The following is a 20,115-nucleotide window of genomic DNA, read 5'->3' on the forward strand; positions in this document are numbered from 1 at the left end:
CGGACTCAAAATCCGGCGGGGCCTAAACCCCGTGGGGGTTCGATTCCCCCCTCCGGCATATTGAACCACAGGTTTGTTCACCTCCGCCATCTTTCATTATTGACGTCATTTGCTCGTCGGTCTCTTGAAAGCCTGTGTCCGCCCGCAATTGCAGTGATCTGATATTGGACTATGATAGTCCAATAAACCGATTTTATCTTACAATTTGACTTGACAAAGATGTTGTGTTCGTTATGATTAGCGCCTTAGGTCGGAAAGGCGATTGTGCAAGATTTCACAAGGATTCAGAAAGACTCGGATCGCTCCGGGGCGATTGCCGCAGCTGCGATGCCGACCTGTGCCCATTGTGGCGAGTCGTGCGTGGGCTGCGAAGTTCACGATGGGGAACTAAGTTTCTGCTGCAATGGTTGCCTGACCGTCTACCGGCTCCTGCACGACAACAATTTGGCCGGTTACTACGCCATTGCCGGCGGCGGTGGCGTGTCTTTGAAGGGGCAGAATCTCGCAGCCGGCTTCGAATATCTCGATGACCCAGCCGTCAGCCGCCGTTTGCTCGATTTTACCGACGGTACGCTCAGTCGCGTAACCCTCCACGTCCCGCAGATGTATTGTTCCGCCTGCATCTGGCTGCTGGAAAATCTCTCACGGCTCAACGGCGCGATCATTGCATCGCGCGTCAGTTTCCCCAAACGGCAGTTGTCCCTAACCTTCCGCGAACCGGACTTGTCTCTGCGCCGCGTCGTGGAACTGCTCGCCGCTCTCGGCTATTCGCCCAGAATCACCCTCGGCGATCTGGAGAAACACTCTTTCTTCCGCGACAACCGCCGCGTGATCCTGATGACCGGTGTCGCCGGTTTCGGCTTCGCCAACATCATGCTTTTTAGTTTCCCCGACTATCTGGCCACCGTCGGCAACCTGCCGCGCGAATTCGCCGCCTACTTCGGTTATCTGAGCCTCCTGCTCAGCCTGCCGGTACTGTTTTACTCCGCCGGCGATTTCTTCCGCAACGCGCTCACCGGACTGCGCCAGCGCCAGATCAATCTCGATGTCCCGATCTCGATCGGCATCCTTGCGCTCTTCCTCCGCAGCGCCTACGAAATCATCAGCGCCGTTGGCACCGGCTATCTCGATTCGATGTCGGGGCTGGTGTTCTTTCTACTGATCGGACGCGTCGTCCAGGCCAAGACTTACCAGGCGCTCAGCTTCGACCGCGACTATCGCTCCTACTTTCCGCTCTGCATCACTCGCATCTGCGACGGCCGCGAACAGCAGGTCGGCGTGCAGCGCCTCGAAATCGGCGATCGCATCCTCGTGCGCAACGGCGAACTGATCGTTGCTGACGCTGTCCTGATCGGCGAAGCCGCAACGGTGGACTACAGCTTCGTCACTGGCGAATCAACGCCGGTAGTGCGCCGGTCCGGCGAAACCCTCTTTGCCGGCGGACGGATCGTCGGAGCGGCGGCCCTGATGGACGTCGTCAAAGAGGTCTCGCAAAGCTATCTGGTCAGCCTCTGGAACTCCGACCGCTTCGCCCGCCGTCAGGAAAGCGCCGCCTCGCGTATCTCGCTCGTCGTCGGCCGCTATTTCACGATCACCGTCGTGGCGTTGGCGCTCGCGACCTTTGCGTTCTGGCTTTCCAGCGGCATCGATTCCGCCGTCACCAACGCCGTCGCGGTGCTCATTGTGGCTTGTCCCTGTGCGCTGGCACTCGCGCTGCCGTTTACTCTCGGGACGACAATGACCATTTTTGGTCGCGGCAAGTTCTTTCTGCGAGATCAGAATGTGATCGAAAAGATGGCCGCCCTCAGCACCGTCGTCTTCGATAAGACCGGCACCCTGACCGAGTCGGAACTCGCCATGGTCAATTTCCACGGACGCGATCTGACCGAAACCGAACTGGCGGCGCTGCGCGCGCTGCTGCGTCAATCGACGCATCCGCTCGCCCGCGCCATTCGCAATTCTCTCGAACCGGGAGCCGCCGCCGAACTCACGAGTTTTGAAGAAATCCCCGGCAAGGGCGCGATCGCGCAAAGTGGGGAAACAATCCTTCGGCTCGGAGCGGCAAGCTGGCTGAATCTCAACGTGCCCGACACCCATACCGGTGCTCGTGCCTACCTTGAGATCAACGGGGAAGTCGCCGGTCATTTTGCTTTGCTGCCGTCGTTTCGTCAAGCCGCTGCGACCGTGGTTCCGCACCTGCGGCACGACTACGAACTCTGGCTCTTGTCGGGCGATAATCCGGCTCAGGCGGACGACTTCCTGCCGCTGTTTGCCGGGCGCGAGCGCATGCGCTTCCAGCAGTCGCCCCACGACAAACTCAACTTCATCGCCGATTTGCGACAATCGGGTCAGCAAGTCCTGATGGTCGGCGACGGACTCAACGACTCCGGCGCGCTGGCCGCCGCCGATGTCGGCATCGCGGTCACCGACGGCGTCGCCTCGTTTGCGCCCGCCTGCGATGCGATGATGTCTGCCGATGCCTTGCCGCACTTGCCGGCGTTTCTGCACCTGAGTCGCGATGCCATGCGGACGATCAAAGCTGCCTTTGCGCTGTCGCTACTTTACAATGGCGTCGGTCTGTATTTCGCCATCACCGGAAGTCTGTCGCCCTTAATCGCGGCGATCCTGATGCCGATCAGCTCGCTCTCGGTGGTCGCCTTTGCCGTGCTCGGCACGCGCTGGGCGGCGTACCGACGGAGGTTGCTCTGATGTCGGCGTTGTTCCTGCTGATCGGCTTCAGCCTGCTGGCTGCCGTCGGCTTTCTGATTATGTTCATCTGGGCGGTGCGCCACGGGCAGTACGAGGATACCTATACGCCGAGCGTGCGCATGATTCACGATGATCCGCCGCTACCATCGCAAAATCTGAATTCTGATACCGAGAGGGAGAACTGAGGCATGCAACCTGAGACGTTCAGTTATGACAACAAGATTGTCAGATACTTTACGTACGCTACGATCGTCTGGGGCGCGGTCGGGATGCTGGTCGGCGTCATCGCCGCCTTCCAGATTTTCTTGCCGGCAGCCAACCATGGCCTGCCCTGGCTGACCTTTGGCCGCCTGCGGCCGCTGCACACCAACGCCGTTATCTTCGCCTTCGTCGGCAACGGCATCTTTATGGGCGTCTATTACTCGCTGCAGCGGCTCTGCAAGGCGCGGATGTTCTCGGATACGCTCAGTTATCTGCACTTCTGGGGCTGGCAGTTGATCATCCTGCTCGCGGCGATTACGCTCCCGCTCGGGCTCACCACCAGCAAGGAATATGCAGAACTCGAGTGGCCGATCGATATCCTGATCGCCGTCGTCTGGGTCATCTTCGCCATCAACATGTTCGGCACCATCATCCGGCGGCGTGAACGGCACATGTACGTCGCGATCTGGTTCTACATCGCCACCGTGGTCACCGTGGCGCTGTTGCACATCGTCAACTCGATCGAAATCCCGGTCAGCCTGTTCAAGAGTTATCCCGTCTACGCCGGTGTGCAGGACGCTCTCGTCCAATGGTGGTATGGCCATAATGCCGTCGCCTTCTTCCTGACCACGCCGTACCTCGGCCTGATGTATTACTTTATCCCCAAGATGTCGGGCCGGCCGGTGTTTTCGTACCGGCTCTCAATTATCCACTTCTGGGCGCTGATCTTCATATATATCTGGGCCGGACCGCACCACCTGCTTTACACGGCGCTCCCCGACTGGGCCCAGTCGCTCGGTACCGTGTTCTCGATCATGCTGATTGCGCCTTCCTGGGGCGGCATGATCAACGGCCTGCTCACCTTGCGCGGCGCCTGGGACAAAGTCCGCGAAGATCCCACCCTCAAGTTTATGGTCGTGGCGGTCACCGCTTATGGCATGGCTACCTTCGAAGGGCCGATGCTCTCGATCAAGAGCGTCAACGCTATCTCGCACTACACCAGTTGGACGATCGCGCACGTTCACGTCGGCGCGCTCGGCTGGAACGGACTGCTGACCTTCGGCGTCCTCTATTGGCTGATTCCGCGCCTGTTCAGCACCCAGCTCCACTCGCGCAAGTTGGCCAATGCGCACTTCTGGATTTCTACCCTCGGCATCGTCTTCTACGCCGTGCCGATGTATTTCGCCGGCTGGACCGAAGGACTGCTCTGGAAACAGTTCAACGATGTCGGTATGTTGCAGTATCCGAACTTCCTCGAAATCGTCGCACAGATCACGCCGATGTACGCCATCCGCGCCTTCGGCGGCACGCTCTATCTGATCGGCGTCTTTATCATGGGCTACAACCTGATCAAGACCGCGCGCAGCGGCAAGGCCGTCGATAACGAGCCGGCCCAGGCGCCGGCGCTCGTGCCGCACGTCGAGGAGAAATTCAACCTCAAGGACGGCTACGGTCATCGCTGGCTCGAATCCAAGCCGGTGCGCTTCATGCTGCTTTCGCTGGTCGCCGTGGCGATCGGCGGTCTCGTCGAGATCATCCCGACCTTCCTGGTCAAATCCAATATCCCGACCATCGCCGCCGTCAACCCGTACACCCCGCTGGAAATCGAAGGCCGCGACATCTACATCCGCGAAGGCTGCAACAACTGTCACTCGCAGATGGTGCGGCCGTTCCGCTCGGAGACCGAGCGCTACGGCGAATACTCCAAGGTCGGCGAATTCGTCTATGACCATCCGTTCCTGTGGGGCTCCAAACGCACCGGCCCCGACTTGCACCGCGTCGGCGGCAAGTATCCCGACGCCTGGCACTATCAGCACATGGAGGATCCGACCTCGATGTCGCCCGGCTCGATTATGCCGCCGTATCCGTGGCTGCTGACCGCCAAAGTCAACACCGCGCATATCAAGTCGAAGATCAGCGCCCTGCGCTCGATCGGCGTGCCTTACGCCGCCGGCTACGAGGAACAGGCGCTGACCGATATGCAACAGCAGGGCAATGCGATCGCCAAGCGGCTGGAGGAATCCAAGATTGTCGTCAATTGGGATGATGAAATCGTCGCCCTGATCGCTTATCTCCAGCGCCTCGGCACGGACATCAAAGTAGGAGCGCAGGCAGCCCCATGATCAGCGAAGTACTCAGCTCGATTCACAACGTGGAGGTCTATCCGATCGTCACGATGCTGCTCTTTATCGCGGCCTTCGTTGGCGTCGTCATCTGGACTTTCCGCCTGCGCAAGCACGAGGTGGCCCGCCTCAGTCGGCTGCCCCTCGATGATTCCTTGACTTCAGACACTCAGGGAGAGCAAACCCATGGCTAAGCATAAAGACGAACTACTCGACCACGACTACGATGGCATCCGCGAACTCGACAACGACCTGCCCCCGTGGTGGCTCTATCTGTTCTACTTCACCATCGCCTGGGCGGTGCTCTACTTCGCCTTCTACCACGTCATCGGCATCGGTTATCTCAGCTACGACGAGTACCAGCAGGAGGTCAATCCGAAGTACACTCGCGATATGAATCCCGGCTACCAGCCCTCGCGCGTCTTCAAACCGTTCCATTCGCCCTGGTACAAACCCGGCGGCGATGAGACGCCCTACACGATCGCGCTGAGCGGCCCGAAAGCAGCCTTTGTCGAAGAGCGCCCCGAGGATGAACCCGAGCATGCCGCCCTCACCGATCCGGCCGACCTCCAGGCCGGCGCGACGATCTTCAGGATGAACTGCGTCGCCTGCCACGGCGCGGCCGGAGAAGGCGGAATCGGGCCGAACCTTACCGACGACTACTGGCTGCACGGCGCCGGCATCAACAATGTCTTGAAAACGATCAAATTCGGTGTACCGGCCAAGGGCATGATTGCCTGGCGCGGCTTCCTGAAGCAGGATGAAATCCTCCGCGTCGCCAGCTACGTGCTGACTCTGCACGGCACCAATCCGCCCAACGCCAAGGCGCCGCAGGGCGATAAGGTCGTCCCATAGTCGTTGCGGCGACCGGAGAGAATCGCAGGCAGCATGTCAACCGCGCGCCAGGATCAGGACTCGTTTCGCGACCATATCGCCACCGTCGACGAGAAGGGCCGGCGTGTCGTCATCTATCCCGCCAAACCGCGCGGTCCGTTTCATCGCGCTCGCGTGATCGTTGCGGCGGTGTTGCTGGCTTTCCTCTTCGCCGCGCCGCTGATCAAGATCAACGGCCAGCCGCTCCTGCTCTTCAACGTTTTCGAACGCAAGTTCGTCATCTTCGGCCTCGCTTTCTGGCCGCAGGATTTCCACCTCTTCGTGCTGGCGACCCTCACCTTCGTCGTCTTCATCGTGCTCTTCACGGTAATCTTCGGCCGCCTCTGGTGTGGCTGGGCCTGCCCGCAGACGGTGTTCATGGAGATGGTCTTCCGCAAGATCGAGTACTGGATCGAAGGCAATTCCGGCAAACAGCGCTCACTCGACCGCGCCCCCTGGAGCGGTACCAAGGCTTTCAAGAAGATCTCCAAGCACACGCTCTTCCTTGCCGTCTCTTTCCTCGTCGGCAACCTGGCCGTCGCCTATCTGGTTGGCGTCGACAAACTGCTTCAACTTGTCGCCGACGGCCCGGGCCCCCATCTGGCCGCATTTCTGGCCGTGGTGGCGTTTAGCCTGATCACCTACGGCGTCTTTGCGCGCTTCCGCGAGCAAGTCTGCTTCATCGTCTGCCCGTACGGCCGCCTCCAATCGGTACTGCTCGATCCGCGCTCGATCGTGGTTTCCTACGACTTCAAACGCGGCGAACCGCGCGCGCCGATGGCGGCCAAATCCAAGGTCGAACGCTCCGCCGGCGACTGCATCACCTGCAACCAGTGCGTTGAAGTCTGTCCGACCGGCATCGACATCCGCAACGGCACTCAATTGGAGTGTGTCAACTGTACCGCCTGCATCGACGCCTGCAACCACGTCATGGAACGCGTCGGCTTCAAGAAAGGCCTGATTCGCTACGCGTCCTATCGCGGCATCGTCGACGGCGAAAAACTGCGGCTCACCCCGCGCATCATCGGCTACTCCGCAGTCCTGCTCGCGCTGCTTTGCGTCTTCGTGGTCCTGCTCACCGGCCGCACCGCGGTCGAGACTTCGATCCTGCGCACCCCCGGCGTCATGTATCAGGAACTCGATGGCGGCTTGATCCGCAACCTTTACTCGATCAAGGTCATCAACAAGACCTTCGAGCCCATGCCGGTCAAGCTCAAGCTGCACCAGACCGACGGCGCGATCACGATGGTGGCCGGCGACATCAACCTGGTCGCTCAGGGATTGGCGGAACAGGCGTTCTTTGTCGACCGCCCGCGCACGTCTCTGCATTCGTCTCACGATGAAATCCGGATCGAGGTCTGGGCCGGCGATAAACTGATGGAGACCGTCAAAACCAAATTCCTCGGCCCGCGCACGACCGAACACCACGAGGAGGAGCACCGCGATGACGAACACTAAGAAGAGCCGCTGGGGCATCGGGATTGCCGTCGCCTATACTGTGTTCTTTTTGGCGATGGTCTCGATGGTCATTGCCTCGCGCTTCCAGCGCAGCGACCTGGTCACGCGCGACTACTATGAGCAGGAAATTCAGTACCAGCAGCAAATCGACCGGCTCGCGCGCACGGCCGCGCACGGCCGGGAGCTTGACATCCGGTTCGACCCGGCGCTGAATGCCGTCATCGTGCAATTTCCGACTGCCGTCACCGGCTCCAATGTCAGCGGCAAGATCGCTCTCTTCCGCCCCGCCAATGCCGCCTACGACAAGACCTTCGACATCTCCATTGACGCCGCCAACCGCCAGGTGCTCTCCTGCAACCGTCTGCCGCGCGGACTGTGGCGCGTCAAGGTGGCCTGGCGCATTGACTCGGAGGAATACTACTCGGAGGAAATCGTGCAACTGGAGGAAACCCAATGACCGCCGCCATCGCCGGCCTTCTGGTCGGCCTGCTCGGTTCGTTGCACTGCGCCGGCATGTGCGGGCCGATCGTCGCCGCACTCCCGGCCGACCCGCGCGGACGCTTCTCCTTCCTGACCGGCCGCATCATCTACAATCTCGGTCGCGTGGTAACCTATGCCGTCATCGGCGCGATCTTCGGGCTGGTTGGCCGCTCGCTCTTCATCGCCGGCTACCAGCAGGCGCTGTCAATCGCGCTCGGCGTCTTGATCATTCTCGCCATCGCACTGCCGCGCCGCTACTCCCACCGGCTGATCTCGTGGTTCGGATTGGAGAAGCTGTTTGCGCGGATAAGCTCGGTGTGGGGGATGCTGTTTCGTAACAGCTCCAAGCCCTCAATGTTCTTGATCGGGGTACTCAACGGATTTCTGCCGTGCGGATTCGTCTACCTCGCGCTGGCCGGCGCGGTCGCCACCGGCAGTATTCTCGGCGGAGCCGCCTACATGGCCGCCTTCGGTATCGGGACGATGCCGATCCTTCTCGCCTTCGCTTATGTCGGCGATGTCATCGGCCACCGCTGGAAACAATCGCTCAGGCGCGCCTTGCCGGTGCTCGCAAGCGTCCTGGCCCTGCTTTTCATCCTGCGCGGCCTGTCGCTGGGAATCCCGTATCTCAGCCCCGACTTGCACATGAATCAAGCCACGCAGACCGTCGAGTCATCCTGTTGTAAGCCCCCGCAGAAATGATCTGCGTTACGGGGTCTTAACCATCAATTTCTGCGTGTCCACGTGGCAGCGGACGACATACTGCGCGTAGTCGCGGTCGGCCTCCTGAATATGCGCAATCAGCCAGTTCTTGACAAACAGCAGTAATTCCGGCCCGGTCGCCGAGTCGGGGTGGTCGAAATCGCTTTTGTATTCCAGCACCCGCGCGATCAAGCGGCGATGCGCCGTCCGGTGCGCCTGCAGTTGCGGATAGCTGATGCGGTACATCATCGCCTCTTCGTTGACGAAATGCCATTCCGCCATCTTCAGCAGCCGGCTGATCGCGGCCGACTTCTCCCGCAGCGACTTGCCGTCCGACATCACATCATGCAGTTCGTTGATGACGCCAATCAGGTCTTGATGCTGGCGGTCCATTTCCGGCACTTGAACACTGAGTTCCTCGGTCCACTCTAAAAACGACATATTGTCTCCTTAATACCGTGTCAGCCCTGTCTGCACGAGTTCTCGATCTTCAGTGGGAATATCGACCGCCATCACGTTCAGCCCGCGCTTTGTGCAGAGATTCGACACCCCCGGTGAAACAGGCCGTTCAGGGATGAAATCCACCGGCCGATTATTGCACGGCCGATCCGGCATGAATCTTGAGCAGCATTCCACTCACGAGCAACCGGTCGCAAAACGAAAAGCAGCAGGCAACCCCGCTGCTTTCGCAATGACGGAATCTCCGATTACTACTCGTGCTTGTCTTGTTTGCTCGTCAGCACCTTAATCGTGCAGTAGACCGACAGCGCGAGAATACAGCCCCAAGCTGCAATCAAGAAGACCCAGCCGCCCGCGGTAATCGTCATAATCCACGCTCCGGATGAAGTTTGCCGTCCTCGCGGTGTCGCCAAGCGTACCGCACCATCAGTGACAGAACCACGAACAAGGCAATCATCATGATCCGCGTGGCCCACCGGATTGGTACATCCTCCGGCCTGACGTTCTCCAGCAGGAGAATCGGAATTGCGTCAACAATCAGCCAATTGAGGAAGATAAAGCCGAGATAGATCGGCGTGACATACTTGATCAAGTAGTAGAAAATCCGCGGCACGGTAATCTCGGCGCCGCGGGTGATCTCATCCCAGCCTTTTTCCATGCCGAAAATCCACGCGAATACTATCGTCTCCAGCAGGGCAAACATCGCCAGCCCGAACGTGCCGACCCAGTAGTCCATCTCATCGAGCGAGCCGCGCCCCATCAAGAAGACCACCATCTGGATGCAGATGAAGACGATCAGCGTCACCGTCCAGGTGGCCCGGCTGTGTGAGTACTTAAACTCCTCTTTCAAGAAGGCAATCAGCGGCTGCCCCATCGCCACCGATGATGTGATCGCCGCAAAGAAGAGGAGCAGGAACCAGATGAAGCCGAAGAATTGGCCAAATGGTATCTGGCTGAAAATAATCGGCATCGAGACAAAACCGAGATCAAACGATCCGCGCGCCGCGATCTCCTGCGTCGTCGCCACGCCGAAGAAGGCCACCGCGATCGGGATCGCGATACTACCGCCCAAAATCACTTCGGCGAATTCGTTCAGGCTCGACGTCGCCAATCCGCCCAATGCAATGTCGTCGTTCTCCCGCACATAACTGGCGTAGGTCTGGATCAGCCCCGAGCCCAGCGAGAGCGTGAAGAAGATCTGCCCGGCTGCTGCCAGCCACACCTTGGGCGATGACAACAGCGAGAAATCGGGATTCCAGATGAAAGCAAATCCCGAAGCGACGCTCCAGTCCGGATGATTCACCGGATCGGGCGTGCCCACCATGATGACGCGAATTAACAAGATGATACCGAACAGGAACAGCGCCGGAATCGCAAACATCGCCAGCCGCTCAATCCCCTTGGAAATGCCCTTATAAAGCACGTAATGATTTAGTCCCAGGGTAATGATCAGGAAGATATACGCCGGCAAAATGCTCGTGAAGTGACCTTGCGTCAATCCCTGATAACTCGACAAGAATCCGCGCATCGTCTCGAACGTGTTTTCGTGCAAATACGAGCCGGTGAGCGAGAAGAAGCTGAAGCCGAGCGTCCATGACTGGATATACGCATAGAAGATCAGCGTCGCGATCGACAGGAATAGTCCCAGCGCGCCGAGGTATTTCGAGACCGGATGCCGCCACATCGCGTGGAACATCCCCGGTGTACTGCCGTAACCGAACCGGCCGCCAAACCGTCCCATCCCCCATTCCACCCACATCAGCGGAATCCCAAGAAAGATCAGCGCGCAGAAGTAGGGAATCATGAACGCGCCGCCGCCGTTTTCCGCTGCCTGCACCGGGAACCTGAGGAAGTTGCCCAGCCCGATGGCGTTGCCGGCTACGGCGAGAACCAGTCCGATCTTGGTGCCCCATCGCTCTCTCGTCATTACACCTCCTTGGTGCCGCGAACTTCAGCCGGGAATGTTTGTACTGATTGGCGCAACGATAATGCGCAGCTCACTCAAGCTCAAGTTTAATTTTCAGGGAAGGGAGGGGCGGCTACTTGCGGACCAGTCTCGCCCGACTGTGCCCGTCGAGATCGTCCGGCGGCACCAGGCCGATCAACTCCGCCAGCGTCGGCGCCAGGTCAACGGTTTCGATCTGTTCGCTGCTCAGCCCGGCCTTGATACTGGCGCCCCAAAAAACCATCGGCACGATGCAATCATAGCCGTAACAGCTGCCGTGGCTCGTGCCCTGTTGATCGCTGCTCAAGAAGTAGTTCTCCCGCAACCGCACCGCGATTTCCGGTGAACGGCCGGGGAAGTAGTTGTTGCGATATTGCTCGAGATACGCGCGCAGCCTGCCGCCCGACGCCGTCATCTCCGCCTCGGTGTAGGCATCGGCTACAAACCAGATTCCGCGTAGCGAATCCGCAACCGCCTGCTGCAGTACTTTGCGGGAGATGCCGCGTTGCTCCGCCTCGCTGTAGTTCAGATACACGCCGCGCGCCACCCGCTGTACCACCTTCTGCTTGAGTCCCAGCCCCTGCGCCGCCCGTTCGCACGCCGCCGCCACCTGGACCTTGAACGAGTCGGAGGGAACGCGCCCCGCGTCGATCCCGCTGGCCCGCTGTAGTTCCGGCAATCGCGCCGCGCCATGATCCGACGTCAGCGCCACAACATACCGCCCGCCACCAATCGTGGAATCCAGGTAAGCGAAGAACTCGCCGAGATATCGATCCAACCGCAGGTAGTAATCCATGATCTCATGGCTGTCCGGGCCATAGTCGTGCCCGATATAGTCCGCCGCCGAACAGCTGATTGCCAGCAGATCGACATTGTCGTCGGCGCCCAGTGAATCACCGGCGATCAGTACCCGCGCCAGTCGCAGGGTCATGTGGTCGGCAAACGGCGTGGTCAGGATATTGTCGTAGTACTCGTCCGGTTCATCGTGCGGCCCCGGCACGAAGAAGTGCGGAAACGTCACGTGCACGCCGTCACCTTCGGCAGCAACGCTGTCTGGTCCCACCCGGGCATAGGCTGCCTCGGGCAGAATCCGATCCCACTCACCCAGACAATAGTCGTCGGCCGGCCGCGATTGTCGAAACGCTTTCACCCACTCCGAATAAATCGGTGAATAATAAACCGAAGTTACAAAAAGCCCCGACCCGGAGTCGTACCAGTAAGCCCCATTCGAGGAAAATCCCGCCATCGGTATCGCCGCGCGATCTTTGATGGCAATCGCGAACGACTTGCGCAATGGATTGTCGCGCCGCAGCCAGTCGGCCAATGCCCCGCGCCGCAAATTGACCGGCGAGCGACCCGCCTTTTTCGGATTCTCGGTGATCGACACCGCCGAGTCCTCGAAACAATAGCGACGCAGCGTACCGGCGTTCTCGTACCAGTCGTTGCCGACGATGCCATGATGCGAGGGATAACAGCCGGTCGCGAGCGTTGCGTGTCCGATGCCGGTTTCGCTGTTCGCGTGGTTGTGGAGCGCATTCAGGAAGACAAAACCCTCGCGCTGCAGCCGCGCCAGTCCGCCGGAGTACAGGCTGTCAAAGCGTGTCAGATAATCCGGCCGCATCTGGTCAACGACGATCAGCACCGCCAATCGCGGCCGCTCCGGTTGCGCGTTGAGGTTGCCGGCTGCGAGGCAGAACAAGATCCCGAGTAGTACTCGGTATCGAATGACAAAACTCTGTGCTAAACTGCGAACGGCCATGGTAGAAAAGAAGATCAAATCTTGACCCGGTCTCGCCAAACAAAAACTGCTCAACTTCGTGCGGCTGAGCGGAAGGTACTCCACCAAACGCTTTTCGGGCTGTTTTCTACTGAGCCTTAACCTGCTTCCATCTGGCCATCACCATCAGTAGCATCGTCGCTGCCAGGATCATCAGCCAGGTGCTCAGATACCCTCCGTTTTCCTTATACACGGCACTCCCACTGAAGTCGAGCAGCGGCGCTTTGTTCAGCGGACCGATATACCACAATAATGTATAGACGACCTCGAACAGCTTGCGCCCGCCGGTCAGCGATCCGCAGGCGATCGCGAGCGTCGGTATGAATGCCGCGCCGACCAGCCACTGCGCCAGTGCCGGCGCATTTCCGGTTGCGACCAACGACACCGGCACAAAGATGCTGGTCACGATCGCCAGAAGGAACCCGCTCAGCCATTGCGCCGCCAATTGCCGCCGGAAGAAGTTTGGCGTACAGAAAATCATCTGCTCGGTTTCATGTAACTTCTCGCGGCATCCCAACTGCGACCACAGCAACAGCGGCCAAATCCAGGCGCACGGCAACACGAAACGTTCGGTGACGGCGGCCGGAAGCAGCAGCCCGGCGATCACCAGCCCGCCTGCGACGACATACCACCAAATATTCACCCGCGCCAGCATCAGTCGGACTTCCGCTCCGACCAGTGCGAGCAATCGCGGTTGCATCGCTGCCGCCGGCAACGAAGTCAAGTGAACGACCGGAGCGGGTGTTGGGACTACCGGGGCTGACGTCCCGGCTTCGCTTTCAGCCGCGGCGCTTGCCCGGCGTCCCCAAATGCCAGGTCCGCCCGTGTCAAATCGTCGAAATGCTGCCGCCCCAATTCCGACCGCTCCAACAGCCAAAGCCAGAAGCACCAGTCGCCCCAGCAGAAACTCTTGCGACCATGTCGGCCCGTTCCAAACAAACGTCGGCGCCACACCAGCCGCGCCGTCAAGGTGGATATTGAATCCGAGCGCGTGCGGCCCTTGCCATGGGACATAACCCGGGATCGCCGCCGCGCACGCATCGATCATCTGCGCCCAGATATAACGCACGCCGAACAGATCAAAGAATGGCGAGACCGGACTGACGCCGAGACCCACGGACGGCAAACCGACCGCCCACATCACAAAGAACACCACATTGCCGATTCCGCCCCGCAAGCGCGCGACGGCATCAAACGCCGCCGCCAGCGCCCCGATCAAGATCATCAACGGCACAATCACCACGACAAACGGCGCCACGAGCGCCGGCAAGTCGAACTGCGCCGACTCACCCCGCACGAACTGCAGAATCGCCGCCACGACCACCAGCACCGCCGTCATCGCCGTCAGCACCATCGCGTTGCTCAGCGCCTTACCCGCAATGTATTCGAACTTCGTCAGTGGCGTCGCTGCCGACACCTCCGCGACCCGCAATTTGATGTCGCGGCCGATGCCTCCGCGCACGAAGTAGAACCCGGCCAGCGCCAGTATCGTCACCGTCAGCATTGCTACTTGCGCCCCCACCCAGGCGGAATTGTAGACACCACGGTTGCCGTCCATGCTCAGGCACGAGTACCCGGCTTCCGGCGGCGGCAGGAAGAGGTAGGCTGCGTAGGCGATGAGCGTCAGGAAAATCCAGAAAGAGTAGCGCCGCGAACGCTCGCGAAAATCCGCCAGCGCTGTGGCCCACATGCGTGAGAACCGCATTACGCTGCCGCCCGCTGCTGCGAAATCGTGAATAGGTAAGCGTCTTCGAGCGAGGCCGCAACGCGCACAGCCTCCACCGCCGGTGCTTCCGGCGCCACCAGTCGCGCCGTGAGCCGCCCGTCCCGTCGTTGCACGCCGCTGAGCACGAAGCGCTGACGGTACGCCGAAAGTTGCTCCGCGCTAACCGGCGTCTCCCACACCTTGTCCCGCACCGAATCCAACAGCCGCTCCGGCGTCGTGTGCACCAGCAGCCGCCCCTGCGCGATGATCGCGATCGCACTCGCCGTCGATTCCACATCCGACACGATGTGCGTCGATAACAACACAACCCGCTCGCCCGCCAGATCGGCCAGTAAATTCCGAAAGCGCACCCGTTCCTCCGGGTCGAGTCCGACCGTCGGCTCGTCTACGATCAACAACCTGGGATCATTCAGCAGCGCCTGCGCAATGCCGACGCGCTGCTTCATGCCGCCCGAGAACCCGCCCAGCGGTCGCTTGGCCGCCGCCGTCAGGTTCAGCAGCGTCAAAAGCTCATCAATGCGCCGGCGCGTGGCCGTCGCCGTTATGCCTTTCAGCGTGGCAACGTAAGACAGAAACTCTACGGCGCTCAGATTCGGGTACACGCCAAAATCTTGCGGCAAATAGCCCAACTCGCGCCGAATCACTTCCGGGTCGGCGGCGATATCCTTCCCGTTCCACTTCGCCGTGCCGCTCGTCGGTCGCGAAATCGTCGCCAGGATGCGCATCAGCGTTGATTTACCCGCGCCGTTCGGCCCTACCAGCCCCAGCACGCCCGACTCCAGCTCGATCGTGAAGTCGCGCAAGCCCCAGACACCGCCCCGATACTGCTTGCTGACATTCTCTACGCTCAGGTTCATGATCCTCCCATCCGCTGCTCTCCATAGGATAGTGATTGGCCGTGGGGAGTTTCACGATATGAGTTCTTTCCCGAACTGCACGAATTATCTTGACCCCCGCCGCAACGGACTGCTAAATCTCTCTTGATATAAATGTATTGCCGGTCCGCCCGATCGCGGGCCTGAGGGACATTATATGAAATACCATCTGCTGGGACGCAGCGGCCTCCGCGTCTCCGAAATCAGTCTGGGAACAATGACCTTTGGCGAGGAATGGGGCTGGGGCGCTTCTAAAGAAGAGAGCCGCAAACAGTTCGAGCTCTTCGTTGAACGCGGTGGCAACTTCATCGATACCGCCAACCGCTACACCGAGGGCACCAGCGAGCGCTTCGTCGGCGAATTCGTGCGACCCGATCGCGAGAAATACGTCGTTGCCACCAAATACACCCTCAGCATGCGCAAGGGCGATGTCTCCTTTTCCGGCAACAGCCGCAAGAACATGATCCAGTCGCTCGACAACAGCCTCAAGCGCCTCGGCCTCGAGTACATCGACCTCTACTGGCTGCACGCCTGGGATTTCATGACGCCGATCGATGAAGTCATGCGCTCGCTCGATGACGTCGTTCGCGCCGGCAAAGTTCTTTACATCGGCATCTCCGACACCCCGGCCTGGATTGTCTCAATCGCCAACACGATCGCCGACTTGCGCGGTTGGACCCCCTTTGTTGCCCTGCAAATCGAATACAGCCTGCTGCAGCGCGCTCCCGAACGCGATCTGCTGCCGATGGCCAAGGCTTTGGATCTGGCCGTCACCCCCTGGGGCGTCCTCGGTGGCGGCGCCTTGTCGGGCAAATACAGCCGCAAGAACAACGAACCCGGCATTACCGGCCGCGTTAAGCCCGATTCCTCTCGCCGCAACGAGCGCGCGATGCGCATTGCCGCTGTGGTCGACAAGGTTGCCGATGAGGTCGGCCGCCCCTCGGTGCAGATCGCCCTCAATTGGGCGCGCCAGCGCGATCAAGTCGTAATTCCCATCATCGGTGCTCGCACCGCCACACAACTCAAAGAGAGCCTCGATGCTCTTGACTTCGAACTCAACGCCGATCAGATGATGCGCCTGGACGAAGTCTCCGAAATCGAACTCGGCTTCCCGCACGACTTCCTCAAACAGCCGCCGATCAGCAATCTGATCGCGGGCGATCTGAGCCACCTGATACACAACCACCGGCATTAGGGCAGGGAGGACTACATGAACACGTTCTGTCGGATTTTGGTCACTATACTTGTGCTTGCCGTGACAACGTTGGCAGCGCTGCTGGTTTCCTGCAGCGACGACGACAACGGCTTTGTCCCGCGCACCCCGATCGATCCCAATTTCGTCGATCTGCAGCTTGAGGTCGGCTATTACTGCTTCTGCTGGGATCAAATGATCAACGACGCTCGCGCTGCCACGGGGAAGTACCAAATCCGTATGGTGGCCGGCTCCTATGACAACTCTTGGGACTTCCGCATCCGCAACGACGCTCAGCGCATTCCGGCTCATGAATGTTGCGACACCGCCACCTCCGGCGTCTCGAAAGCCTACAAAGATCCACCGGAATTTTTCTCCGTCGATCTGGATGCCGACACTGTTGCTTGGGGCGATACTGTTTACTTCGAAATCGCCGTTCCGGCCGCGCGCCGTGTCCAACTTGAAATCAAGCGCACCGGCGATTAGCGGTAATCCCATCGCCGTCACCGCAAAAATCTGTTGCACCGTCGGCGAAAACGCATATATTCAGCGACTACTTTTGGAGGGGTTCCAGAGTGGTCAAATGGAACAGACTGTAAATCTGTCGGCGCTGCCTTCGGAGGTTCGAATCCTCCCCCCTCCACTTAATTCCCGGCCAGAATTCATTGCTTCCAAGGACATCCGCACCATCTTGGCTCTTGCTTTCCCGACTCTTACAATTCGGAGATCTGTCTCATGGAATTGACGATTGTCACTTACCGCGACCTGCCTGACAAGTCCGACCTGTTCCACCTCTGGGCACAATCGTTCGGCTTTCTCGCCTCGCCGCGCTGGGTCGCAGACTGGGCGGCAGATGAAGACTGGTTGCAGGGAACGCCGCTCGGCTTCTGCGGCTTGCTTGATGGCCAACTCGTCGGCTTCGTCGGCGTCATGGAAATCCCGACTCGCGATCGGCACGGCCAGGTCGAATTGGTCGGCGGCATCTGGGCCGTCACGACTCGGCCCTCCTGCCAGCGGCAGGGCGTCGGCCGCAAGTTGCTCGCCGCCGCCGAGGACTATCTGCGCGGCCGCGGCCATCGCTTCAGCTTCCTGACCACCTCGCGCTCGATCGTCGCCCACGCCTGGTATGAGTCGGTCGGCTACCGGGATTTGTCCCTCGTCGACGGTTACGCGCACCTCTACCGCATCTTGCCGCGAAAATCCGAGGTGCCGCGACTTAAGTCGAAGTCCAAACTCGCTCCGCCGGAACAGCGGCAGGTGGTCGCTAACTTCGCCCGCGCCATGCGCAACCGCTGTGGCTTCGTCTATCGCTCCCAATACCGGCTGCCGTACCTCGAGCGCATGGGCGCCTACGAACCGGCCAACTCCGAAGTTACCCCGCTGGGCCACGTCCTGGCTTCGCGTCAGTTTGGCTCCAGCCGGGTCATCGAAATCGTCGCCGAGAATAAGAAAACCTATCGTGAACTGATCAAGTCGCTGGAGGCCCGCACGCGGGAAGGCGTCTACCTGACCTTCGTCTTCGACCCGGCGGCGGCCGATGTCCTGGTTCAGTCGCGGTACACCTGCGATCGCGGCGCTTACAACGTCGTGATGGCCAAACCGCTCGCGGGTGCCGCTTTTAATGAGGTGTACGATGCCTCATTCGCGATCAGCCGTTGCGAGTTCTTCTGAGTGTCTTGACCCTTTGGTCGATATTGAGGGAGAAGCGGGAACTCTGACGCCGCAAGATTTGTAGATTATCCATTCACCGTGACGTGACGGAGTCTGCTCGCCGTCGATAACGGCCGGCATCAATTCCCACGTTGAGAAATTTTGAAAACCGGGAGAGGGTTGAAGGTGATTGAAGTCAAGAACCTGACCAAAAAGTATGCCGACGTCGTCGCCGTCGACGATATCTCGTTCTCCGTCCCGACCGGCCAGGTCCTCGGGTTCCTCGGACCGAACGGTGCGGGCAAAACGACGTCGGTGCGCATTATCACATGCTACATGCCGCCCACCTCGGGCCGCATCACGATCGACGGGCTCGATGTCGTCGAGCAGTCGATGGAGGTGCGCCGCAAGATCGGCTATCTGCCCGAATCCGCGCCGCTGTATCCGGAAATGGCCGTCATCGAGTATCTCGAATTCGTCCTGTCCCTGCGCGGCAACAGCGGCAACGGCCGCAATCGTCGCATCAAACAGGTGGTCGAGATGTGCGGCCTCGGCGAAGTCATCGCGCGCAACATCGGCGAGCTGTCCAAGGGCTTCCGCCAGCGCGTCGGCTTGGCCCAGGCGATGATCCATGATCCGGAAATCCTCGTCCTTGACGAGCCCACCGTCGGTCTCGACCCCAACCAGATCGTCGAAATTCGCAACCTGATCAAAACCCTCGGCCGGCAGAAGACTGTCATCCTCTGCACCCACATCCTGCCGGAGGTGGAAGCCACCTGCGATCACGTGATGATCATCAACAAGGGCAGGATCGTTGCCAACGGCGCTCCCGACGAACTGCAACGTTCGCTGGCAGGCAAGAAGACGTTGCGGCTGGAAATCGATCAGTCGCCCGATGTCATCCGCCCGCAGTTGCTCGAAATCGACGGTGTGGAAGCCGTCAAGATCGACGCGCATAACGGCACCGCCAAATGCGAAGTCGTCTGCCGGCCGGGAAGTGATCCCCGCGCAGACATCTTCCACAAGGTGGTCGCCAACAACTGGACTTTGCTCGAAATGGCGCAGGATGTCTCCAGCCTCGAAGACGTCTTCCGCGAACTGACCAAGGGAGGCGCCCATGAATAATGTCTTAACGATCTTTCGCCGCGAGATGCGCTCCTATTTCAACTCGCCGGTCGCTTATATCGTGATCACGCTGTTCCTGTTGATCTCCGGCTACTTCTTTTCCAGCACGCTGTTCCTGATCAACTCCGCCGACCTGCGCAGCCTCTTCAACATCTCCTCCTTCGTGCTGATGTTCTTCATCCCGGCGGTGACCATGCGGTTGCTTGCCGAGGAACGCCGCTCCGGCACGATCGAGATTCTGGTCACCATGCCGGTCAAGGATTCGGAAATCGTCCTCGGCAAATTCCTCGCGGCCTTTGCCCTCACGGCGCTTTCGATCCTGCTCACGTTCGTGGCCTATCTCACCGTTGCCTCGCTCGGCAATGCTGACTTCGGCGCTTCCTTCGGCGGCTACCTCGGCCTGCTCTTGATGAGCGCGGTTTACATCTCCATCGGTGTCTTCACCTCGTCGTTGACGCAGAATCAGATCGTCGCCTTCATCGTCGGTTTCGTCATCATCTTCGCCCTCTTCATGCTCGACAAGGTGCTGCCGTTTCTGCCGGCGGCGCTGGCGTCCGCCTTTGAGTTCCTTTCGATCGATTATCACTTCCGCAATATCTCGCGCGGCGTGATCGACACCCGTGACCTGATCTACTACGGATCGATGATCTTCCTCTTCATCTATCTGGCGGTCAAAACCACTGAATCCCGGAAGTGGAGGTAGGACAATGAAGAAGAAATTGGCCCTGACCGGATTCTCGGCGATCGCTCTGATCGTTGTCATCCTCATCGTGCTCAACTTGATCTCGGTCAACCTCTTTGGCCGTATCGATCTGACCGA

Annotated in this window: 18 protein-coding genes, 1 tRNA gene and 1 pseudogene; 15 read left to right on the plus strand and 5 right to left on the minus strand. The window is 59.8% G+C overall.

What is annotated here, in order from left to right:
* The first annotated feature begins 360 nt into the window (after window positions 1-360).
* From IT585_10300 to IT585_10340, 9 genes and pseudogenes are all read left to right on the plus strand, one after another.
* Complete coding sequence (locus tag IT585_10300; GenBank protein ID MCC6963630.1) at window positions 361-2,709, plus strand: heavy metal translocating P-type ATPase metal-binding domain-containing protein; 2,349 nt, start codon at window positions 361-363, stop codon at window positions 2,707-2,709.
* Window positions 2,709-2,894, plus strand: a complete 186-nt coding sequence (gene ccoS, locus IT585_10305) for a cbb3-type cytochrome oxidase assembly protein CcoS (GenBank protein ID MCC6963631.1) — start codon at window positions 2,709-2,711, stop codon at window positions 2,892-2,894. The genes IT585_10300 and ccoS overlap by 1 nt, the downstream gene beginning before the upstream one ends.
* Window positions 2,895-2,897: 3 nt before the next feature.
* Window positions 2,898-5,033, plus strand: coding sequence for a cytochrome-c oxidase, cbb3-type subunit I (gene ccoN / locus IT585_10310; GenBank protein ID MCC6963632.1), 2,136 nt, complete (start codon window positions 2,898-2,900; stop codon window positions 5,031-5,033).
* On the plus strand, window positions 5,030-5,227 hold the full coding sequence (locus IT585_10315) for a CcoQ/FixQ family Cbb3-type cytochrome c oxidase assembly chaperone (protein ID MCC6963633.1): 198 nt from the start codon (window positions 5,030-5,032) through the stop codon (window positions 5,225-5,227). Before ccoN ends, IT585_10315 begins: the two co-directional genes overlap by 4 nt.
* Window positions 5,220-5,360 (plus strand): annotated as a pseudogene (locus IT585_10320) (cytochrome C oxidase subunit III). The gene IT585_10315 and the pseudogene IT585_10320 overlap by 8 nt, the downstream one beginning before the upstream one ends.
* Before the next feature lie 66 nt (window positions 5,361-5,426).
* Entirely contained in the window at window positions 5,427-5,888 is a 462-nt protein-coding gene (locus IT585_10325) for a c-type cytochrome (protein MCC6963634.1), read from the plus strand.
* A gap of 33 nt (window positions 5,889-5,921) precedes the next feature.
* Window positions 5,922-7,364 (plus strand): cytochrome c oxidase accessory protein CcoG, encoded by a 1,443-nt coding sequence (gene ccoG, locus IT585_10330; GenBank protein ID MCC6963635.1) that lies wholly within the window; start codon window positions 5,922-5,924, stop codon window positions 7,362-7,364.
* On the plus strand, window positions 7,351-7,821 hold the full coding sequence (locus IT585_10335; protein MCC6963636.1) for a FixH family protein: 471 nt from the start codon (window positions 7,351-7,353) through the stop codon (window positions 7,819-7,821). The genes ccoG and IT585_10335 overlap by 14 nt, the downstream gene beginning before the upstream one ends.
* Window positions 7,818-8,546, plus strand: a complete 729-nt coding sequence (locus IT585_10340; protein MCC6963637.1) for a sulfite exporter TauE/SafE family protein — start codon at window positions 7,818-7,820, stop codon at window positions 8,544-8,546. The genes IT585_10335 and IT585_10340 overlap by 4 nt, the downstream gene beginning before the upstream one ends.
* 6 nt (window positions 8,547-8,552) lie before the next feature.
* On the opposite strand, the gene IT585_10345 is transcribed toward IT585_10340, so the two are convergent.
* The 5 genes from IT585_10345 to IT585_10365 form a co-directional block, all read right to left on the minus strand.
* Entirely contained in the window at window positions 8,553-8,987 is a 435-nt protein-coding gene (locus tag IT585_10345; GenBank protein MCC6963638.1) for a hemerythrin family protein, read from the minus strand.
* Between the two features lie 382 nt (window positions 8,988-9,369).
* Entirely contained in the window at window positions 9,370-10,932 is a 1,563-nt protein-coding gene (locus IT585_10350) for a sodium-dependent transporter (protein ID MCC6963639.1), read from the minus strand.
* A gap of 112 nt (window positions 10,933-11,044) precedes the next feature.
* Window positions 11,045-12,649, minus strand: coding sequence for an alkaline phosphatase family protein (locus IT585_10355; protein MCC6963640.1), 1,605 nt, complete (start codon window positions 12,647-12,649; stop codon window positions 11,045-11,047).
* A gap of 166 nt (window positions 12,650-12,815) precedes the next feature.
* Entirely contained in the window at window positions 12,816-14,432 is a 1,617-nt protein-coding gene (locus IT585_10360; GenBank protein ID MCC6963641.1) for a hypothetical protein, read from the minus strand.
* Window positions 14,432-15,310, minus strand: a complete 879-nt coding sequence (locus tag IT585_10365) for an ABC transporter ATP-binding protein (protein MCC6963642.1) — start codon at window positions 15,308-15,310, stop codon at window positions 14,432-14,434. The genes IT585_10360 and IT585_10365 overlap by 1 nt, the downstream gene beginning before the upstream one ends.
* A gap of 175 nt (window positions 15,311-15,485) precedes the next feature.
* On the opposite strand from IT585_10365, the gene IT585_10370 reads away from it, so the two are divergent.
* The 6 genes from IT585_10370 (at window position 15,486) to IT585_10395 (ending at window position 19,998) form a co-directional block, all read left to right on the plus strand.
* Entirely contained in the window at window positions 15,486-16,523 is a 1,038-nt protein-coding gene (locus IT585_10370) for an aldo/keto reductase (GenBank protein MCC6963643.1), read from the plus strand.
* A 15-nt stretch (window positions 16,524-16,538) separates the two neighbouring features.
* Window positions 16,539-17,006, plus strand: a complete 468-nt coding sequence (locus IT585_10375) for a hypothetical protein (GenBank protein MCC6963644.1) — start codon at window positions 16,539-16,541, stop codon at window positions 17,004-17,006.
* 75 nt (window positions 17,007-17,081) lie between these two features.
* A tRNA-Tyr gene (locus tag IT585_10380) sits at window positions 17,082-17,163 on the plus strand.
* A gap of 92 nt (window positions 17,164-17,255) precedes the next feature.
* Entirely contained in the window at window positions 17,256-18,191 is a 936-nt protein-coding gene (locus IT585_10385) for a GNAT family N-acetyltransferase (GenBank protein MCC6963645.1), read from the plus strand.
* Between the two features lie 165 nt (window positions 18,192-18,356).
* Window positions 18,357-19,295 carry an ATP-binding cassette domain-containing protein gene (locus tag IT585_10390; GenBank protein MCC6963646.1) on the plus strand — a complete coding sequence of 313 codons (939 nt, stop codon included), beginning with the start codon at window positions 18,357-18,359 and terminating at the stop codon, window positions 19,293-19,295.
* Window positions 19,288-19,998 (plus strand): ABC transporter permease, encoded by a 711-nt coding sequence (locus IT585_10395; protein ID MCC6963647.1) that lies wholly within the window; start codon window positions 19,288-19,290, stop codon window positions 19,996-19,998. Before IT585_10390 ends, IT585_10395 begins: the two co-directional genes overlap by 8 nt.
* The last annotated feature ends 117 nt before the right edge of the window (window positions 19,999-20,115 follow it).

It is taken from the genome of Candidatus Zixiibacteriota bacterium (genome assembly GCA_020853795.1).
Taxonomy (GTDB): domain Bacteria; phylum Zixibacteria; class MSB-5A5; order CAIYYT01; family CAIYYT01; genus JADJGC01.